The organism is Salinivibrio sp. AR647 (assembly GCF_001995415.1).
Classification (GTDB): domain Bacteria; phylum Pseudomonadota; class Gammaproteobacteria; order Enterobacterales; family Vibrionaceae; genus Salinivibrio; species Salinivibrio costicola.
This window is the reverse complement of sequence record NZ_MUFE01000021.1, coordinates 1-6,053: the sequence shown is the minus strand read 5'-3', so window position 1 is coordinate 6,053 and position 6,053 is coordinate 1. Positions and strand designations below refer to the sequence as shown.

Annotated in this window: 6 protein-coding genes; 4 read left to right on the top strand and 2 right to left on the bottom strand. The window is 48.7% G+C overall.

The genetic code is table 11. The features are described 5' to 3' along the window. On the top strand, nucleotides 1-197 hold a 197-nt coding region (locus BZG76_RS15475), incomplete at its 5' end, for a hypothetical protein (protein WP_206744403.1). Between the two features lie 271 nt (nucleotides 198-468). Here BZG76_RS15475 and bamD read toward each other — a convergent pair. Then, nucleotides 469-1,194, bottom strand: coding sequence for an outer membrane protein assembly factor BamD (gene bamD, locus BZG76_RS15190; RefSeq protein ID WP_077461944.1), 726 nt, complete (start codon nucleotides 1,192-1,194; stop codon nucleotides 469-471). 198 nt (nucleotides 1,195-1,392) lie between these two features. Here bamD and rluD point away from each other — a divergent pair, with 198 nt between their 5' ends. The 3 genes from rluD to clpB all read left to right on the top strand — a co-directional run bounded on the left by rluD (nucleotide 1,393) and on the right by clpB (nucleotide 5,747). Continuing rightward, nucleotides 1,393-2,367: a 23S rRNA pseudouridine(1911/1915/1917) synthase RluD gene (rluD, locus tag BZG76_RS15185; protein ID WP_077461943.1), complete on the top strand. Its 975-nt coding sequence runs from the start codon at nucleotides 1,393-1,395 to the stop codon at nucleotides 2,365-2,367. Beyond that, complete coding sequence (gene pgeF, locus BZG76_RS15180; protein WP_077461942.1) at nucleotides 2,367-3,089, top strand: peptidoglycan editing factor PgeF; 723 nt, start codon at nucleotides 2,367-2,369, stop codon at nucleotides 3,087-3,089. The genes rluD and pgeF overlap by 1 nt, the downstream gene beginning before the upstream one ends. An 81-nt stretch (nucleotides 3,090-3,170) precedes the next feature. Continuing rightward, the gene (gene clpB, locus BZG76_RS15175) at nucleotides 3,171-5,747 is read left to right on the top strand and encodes an ATP-dependent chaperone ClpB (RefSeq protein ID WP_021024607.1); all 2,577 of its coding nucleotides are present in this window, start codon (nucleotides 3,171-3,173) and stop codon (nucleotides 5,745-5,747) included. Between the two features lie 55 nt (nucleotides 5,748-5,802). Here the strand turns inward: clpB and BZG76_RS15470 are convergent. Beyond that, a partial coding sequence (locus BZG76_RS15470) for a hypothetical protein (RefSeq protein WP_206744406.1) occupies nucleotides 5,803-6,053 on the bottom strand: 251 nt, incomplete at its 5' end.

Genomic DNA, 6,053 nt, shown 5'->3' with positions numbered 1-6,053 from the left:
CAGTAGTGAAACGAAGCAGCGCCGATGGTAGTGTGGGGTCTCCCCATGTGAGAGTAGGACATCGCCAGGCTCTCATTGCTTATCTTGTTGATAGCTCGATGCTTTTGATATCTGCGATGCTCATGTATTGGCATACACTGCGCGTCTCGATTCAAAATCCTCATCGCATCAAACAAGATAATCTAATTAGAGCTTAATATTGGGCTTTAGTTAGCAAAAATTTAAGCATCAAAGCAGATATGTGTAAGACTTTGATAAGTAGAAATACGAAGCCCTGACCTAACGGTAGGGGCTTTTTTGTATCTTTAATCTTTGATGAAAAACCAATAAAGCCCTGGCCTGACGGTCAGGGCTTTCTTTTTTTGTTCGTGTTTGCTCGTCTCATCGCGACATAGCACAAAAAAGCCTCTCTATAATAGAGAGGCTTTTGTCGTTTTAACCAGTGTCGTTTTAACCAATATTGACGGATTAAATGGAATTTTTGTCTATCAGATCCTGAGTACGCTCGGCTGGCTCGTCAAGTCCGAGCTTCTTATAGGCTGTTAGCATCAGAGGCAAAGAAGCTTTAGCGGCTTCAGTGTCAGGGAAGTCTCGTTGTAAGGCCTGGCAACGGTTAACGGCTGCAACCCAAGCTTCACGACGAATATAGTAGTCGGCGGCGGCTAACTCGTATTGAGCTAAACGATTTTTTAACGCGATCATACGTGCCTTTGCATCAGCAGCATACTCGCTATTGGGATAGCGTTCGAGTAAGCGGCGAAAATCAGTAAATGCTTTACGAGCCGGCTGAGGGTCACGATCATTGCGCTCCATACGGAGAATGTCGTGGATTAGGCTGCGATCTTGTGCCATATGAACGAGGCCTCGCATATAGGCAACCCAGTCACTTTCGGCATGAGCGGGGTGCATACGCATAAAGCGATCAATGGTTGCTTCGGCCAAGGCCAGATCGTCATTTTTGTAATAAGCATAGATAAGATCCAGTTGCACTTGATCGGAATAAGCACCAAACGGATAGCGAGAGTCCAATGCCTCAAGCTTTTCAATGGCTGTTATCCATGCCCCTTTGTTTAACTGCGCTTCAGCATCCTGATACAGTTTGGATGGCGGATCGTCTTGGACAACTTGACTGTTGCTTGAGCAACCGACGAGTACAGAGGCTGCGAGTAGCGCAGTAAGGGTTAGGCGTTTCATGGGTTATCGCACTTCCTTGAAAAGTTTTTATGCCATCTGGATTACGGTCACAGCGGCAAACAGATACAATGTCATTATCCCGGCTATTTTATCCAGTGATAGGCGACTATAGCAAAAGGCGTTTACCGGCGATATGCCGAGCGCCACGATAGCGACTGTTGCGAGGGTTTAGTCATAGAAATCACAGAAAAGTTCGGTATGGCACAACAGATAGAATTATCCCATCAGATCCAAGAACACCAAATGGGTCAGCGACTCGATCAAGCGATCGCAGAGCTGTTTCCCGATTACTCTCGCTCTCGGATCAAAACATGGATTCAAGCAGGGCAAGTCTCACTCGATGGTATGGCGGTAGACAAGCCTCGTCAGAAAGTCATGGGCGGGGAGCAGGTTGAGATTGCCACAGAGATTGAAGATGACGATCGCTGGCTACCCCAAGAGATACCGCTCGACGTCGTCTATGAAGATAATGACCTCTTGGTGATTAATAAACCTGCTGGGCTTGTGGTGCATCCAGGTGCCGGCTGTCCGGATGGAACACTATTGAATGGTTTACTTCACCGTTATCCTGATATCGGGGATGTACCGCGTGCAGGGATAGTGCATCGTTTGGATAAAGATACCACGGGCCTAATGGTGGTTGCGAAAACGATCCCCGCGCAGACCCGACTGGTACGCGCGCTACAAAAACGTAAAATCACGCGTGAATACGAAGCGATTGCGATTGGCAATATGACCGGTGGTGGCATGGTGGACAAACCGATAGGCCGCCATTCAACAAAACGGACTCATATGGCCGTCCAAGAATTAGGGAAGCCTGCGATAACCCATTATCGGGTTGCAGAACATTTCCGGGGTCATACACGGTTACGTTTGCGACTAGAGACGGGGCGGACTCACCAAATCCGAGTGCATATGGCGTATTTAAATCATCCTCTGGTAGGGGACCCGCTTTATGGCGGTAAGGCAAAGCCTCCACGTCAAGCGGGCGAGATCTTGGTTCAGACGCTAAGGCAGTTCAAGCGCCAAGCATTACATGCCGCCATGTTACGTCTTGACCATCCGATCACGGGTGAGCAAATGGAATGGCATGCCCCGATCCCCGACGATATGGTCGCATTGACGGAGCATTTACGTAGCGACCAAGCAGAAAACGGAGAAGACGAGTACTAATGGATTATCTCCAACCTGATTGGCCGGCTCCTGATAATATCGGTGCACTTACCACAACTCGTGAAGGGGGAGTGAGCCAGGGCGTGTTTGCGGGTTGGAATCTTGGTATGCATGTGGGTGATGATCCAGATGCCGTGCAAAAAAATCGTCTTGCTCTAGCCGGTATGGTTCACGGAGAACTGACGTGGCTTGAGCAAGTTCATGGGACTGAGGTTGCACGGCTGCCACATCAAGACACACATCCCAAAGCCGATGCAGCATTTACAGATACCGTCGGACAAGCTTGTACGGTCATGACCGCTGATTGCTTACCGGTACTTTTTTGTAGCCATGATGGTTGCCAGGTCGCGGCGGCACATGCCGGGTGGCGAGGGCTACTAAATGGTGTTTTAGAATCAACCCTCGCTTTATTTGCGCAACCAGAACGCTGTTTTGTTTGGTTGGGGCCGGCAATTGGTCCACAAGCTTTTGAAGTCGGTGAAGATGTTTATCAGGCATTCATCTCGTATTCTTGGCAGACCAAGGCCGCTTTTTCACCTCGAGGGTCAGATAAGTATTTGGCTGATCTCTATGCGCTTGCAAGGCAACGACTAATAGCTACTGGCGTGACCGCGATTTATGGGGGATCGCTATGTACCTACCAGCAAGGCGATCAATTTTATTCCTATCGCCGAGATGGACAAACGGGGCGGATGGCAACGTGTATCTGGCGAATGAAATAAAGTCGTCTTAGATGCTTGAAAAATACCTGCATCGTGCCCATTTATTCATCAACTAAAGGTGTTAAGTGGGAGGAACTAACGATGCGCCTTGACCGTTTTACCAGTAAGTTTCAAATTGCCATTTCTGATGCGCAATCACTCGCGTTAGGGCGAGACCATCAATATATTGAACCCGTTCACTTGATGACCGCACTCCTGAATCAAGATAGCAGTGCGATTCGTCCGCTATTAACCATGCTGAACGTGGATGTGAGCCAACTGCGCTCTAGCCTTTCTGAGTTATTGGATCGCGTCCCTCAAGTCACAGGCACGGGCGGTGAGGTTCAGCTTTCGAATCATCTGGGTAACTTATTTAACCTTTGCGATAAGATCTCACAAAAGCGTAAAGACAAATATATCTCGTCTGAGCTTTTTGTCTTAGCTGCGGTAGAAGATAAAGGGCCGCTTGGGGAGCTATTGCGCAGCCATGGCCTGACATCACAAAAAGTTGAACAAGCGATAGAAAAAGTCCGTGGCGGTCAGCAAGTCGATGATCCCAACGCCGAAGAAAACCGGCAGGCGTTGGAGAAATTTACCCTGGATCTGACCGAGCGTGCTGAGCAAGGCAAACTGGATCCTGTTATCGGCCGTGATGATGAAATTCGCCGGACCATCCAAGTGCTACAGCGTCGTACCAAAAACAATCCCGTCCTGATTGGTGAGCCTGGTGTAGGCAAAACCGCGATTGTTGAAGGGTTAGCCCAGCGTATTGTGAATGGTGAGGTACCGGAAGGTTTGCGCCGTAAACGCGTGCTTTCTCTCGATATGGGGGCGCTAGTCGCTGGGGCTAAATACCGTGGGGAGTTTGAAGAGCGACTAAAAGCGGTATTAAATGAACTGGCGAAAGAGGAAGGTAATGTCATCCTCTTTATTGATGAACTTCATACCATGGTCGGGGCCGGTAAAGCTGAAGGGGCCATGGATGCCGGGAATATGCTCAAACCTGCCTTGGCACGGGGCGAGCTTCACTGTGTGGGCGCAACGACACTTGATGAATACCGCCAATATGTAGAGAAAGATGCGGCATTAGAACGTCGCTTTCAAAAAGTATTGGTGAATGAGCCGAATGTAGAAGACACGGTCGCCATTCTGCGCGGATTAAAAGAGCGTTACGAGCTGCACCATGCGGTAGAAATTACCGATCCGGCCATCGTCGCCGCAGCCAGCTTGTCACATCGCTACATTGCCGATCGCCAGTTACCCGATAAAGCCATTGATCTTATTGACGAAGCGGCGTCCAGCATTCGGATGCAAATTGATTCGAAACCCGATTCGTTAGATCGCTTAGAACGACGCATTGTCCAACTTAAAATTGAACAACAAGCACTAGAAAAAGAAGAAGATAGTGCGAGTCAAAAGCGTTTAGAGACATTGCGTGACGAGCTAGAGGCAAAAGAGCGTGATTATGCCGAGCTCGAAGAGGTCTGGAACACAGAAAAAGCCGCTGTATCTGGAGCTCAACATATAAAAGCTGCTCTAGAGCAAGCACGAACTGACATGGAGATAGCGCGGCGAGCCGGGGATTTAAGCCGAATGTCAGAACTACAGTATGGCAAAATTCCTGACTTAGAAAAGCAGCTCGATCTTGCTAGCCAAGCAGAAATGCAGGAAATGACTTTATTGAAAAACCGAGTCACAGAGGCTGAGATCGCAGATGTTATCGCACGGCAGACAGGGATCCCTGTTTCTCGTATGCTGGAAAGCGAAAAAGAAAAGCTACTTAAAATGGAATCAGCCTTGCACCAGCGGGTGATAGGTCAAGATGAAGCGGTCGGTGCCGTCGCCAATGCCATTCGGCGTAGCCGAGCCGGACTGGCGGATCCGAATCGCCCGATTGGCTCCTTCCTTTTCCTTGGGCCGACAGGGGTGGGGAAAACTGAGTTGTGTAAGTCGCTGGCCGAATTCATGTTCGATAGCCGTGATGCTATGGTTCGGATAGATATGTCTGAATTTATGGAAAAACACTCGGTAGCACGCTTAGTTGGCGCGCCTCCTGGTTATGTTGGATATGAAGAAGGGGGCTATCTTACTGAAGCGGTTCGTCGTCGTCCCTATTCGGTAATTCTACTTGATGAGATAGAAAAAGCGCATTCTGATGTATTCAACATCTTGTTGCAGGTACTCGATGATGGGCGTTTAACGGATGGTCAGGGGCGAACGGTTGATTTTCGAAATGCCGTCGTCATCATGACCTCCAATCTGGGTTCAGAGCAAATCCAAGCACACTTTGGTGAACTGGATTATGCAGGCATGAAGCAAACAGTGATGGAGGTGGCGGCGAATCATTTCCGACCGGAGTTTATTAACCGTATTGATGAAGCCGTTGTGTTCCATCCACTGGTTGAAGAGCATATAAAAGAAATCGCTGGCTTGCAGATGCAAGAGCTTGCCCGACGAATGGCAGAAAAAGATTTCAAATTGGAGATTTCCGAAGCCGCGCTTGCCAAGGTTGCTCAAAGCGGGTTTGATCCTGTCTACGGAGCGCGTCCACTTAAACGGGCTATCCAACAGACAATCGAAAACCCACTGGCGCAACAAATATTGAGTGGGGAACTGGTCCCAGGTCAGCCCGTTTGGCTTGATGTTGAGAATGACCATGTCATTGCAAAACAAGGCTAACCCAGCCCTATCAGGCAAAAGCCACCATTTTTGGTGGCTTTTTTCTTGGTTTGACTCAAAAACGCTTAGGAATAATGCAAATTGTTGGGTTTTTGCGCGCCTGAGATCTTTTTATCAAAAACCCCTTGCGCCAAAAAATTACCTCTCTATAATGCGCTCTCGTTGGCACGGCAAGCCGAGCTAACAACGGCAATACAGACAAGCAAAACAAAATGCTTGACTCAATGCCAAAGTGGCGTATTATGCCACTCCCGCTCAACGATGAGCGGCGCTCTTTAACAATTTGACCTATGCAATCTGTGTGGG